Source organism: Polaromonas sp. P1_G2, assembly GCF_056405515.1.
The window spans coordinates 1-421 of record NZ_JBFUBY010001334.1 but is presented as its reverse complement, the minus strand read 5'-3'; the positions used below and the strand labels follow the sequence as shown (position 1 = coordinate 421).

Below are 421 nucleotides of genomic sequence, written 5' to 3'. Positions count from 1 at the left end.
GGGTGCGCATGGCGCAATATATCTCCATGCATCCGGCCGAGTTCGACAATGAAGCCGAGCGGCTGGAGCGCATCCGGCTGTGGCGCGAGCGCGACCATCCGCAGCGGGATGCCTTTCCGGGCGATCCGCGTGAGTGGGAGAAGAACAATGCTGGGGTGGCTGAGCTTTCGCCGCTGGGCGAGAAACTGCTCGGGCTGAAGGCCTGGTGATTGGGCGGATCGAGACGTCCTTGGAGAGGCGGCGTCCATTTGGCCATATTGGCCCTTGCGGACGAGCGAGTCTTCCGCAATGGCGTGTGTTTCGGCGGTCAACCGTCAGCCGGTCGGACATCCCCGACCTTGACGCGGCGAGTGCGGCATACGCCCGGTACATGGTCTCGTTCTCTTACGCGCGCAAGACCCTTGACCGACGAGCATGGACC

General features: G+C 63.9%; 1 pseudogene. It reads left to right on the top strand.

Going from position 1 to position 421, the window contains the following annotated elements:
* Positions 1 to 209: pseudogene (locus AC1D0P_RS30425) on the top strand (phytanoyl-CoA dioxygenase family protein); the annotation flags it as partial.
* Positions 210 to 421 lie beyond the last annotated feature (212 nt).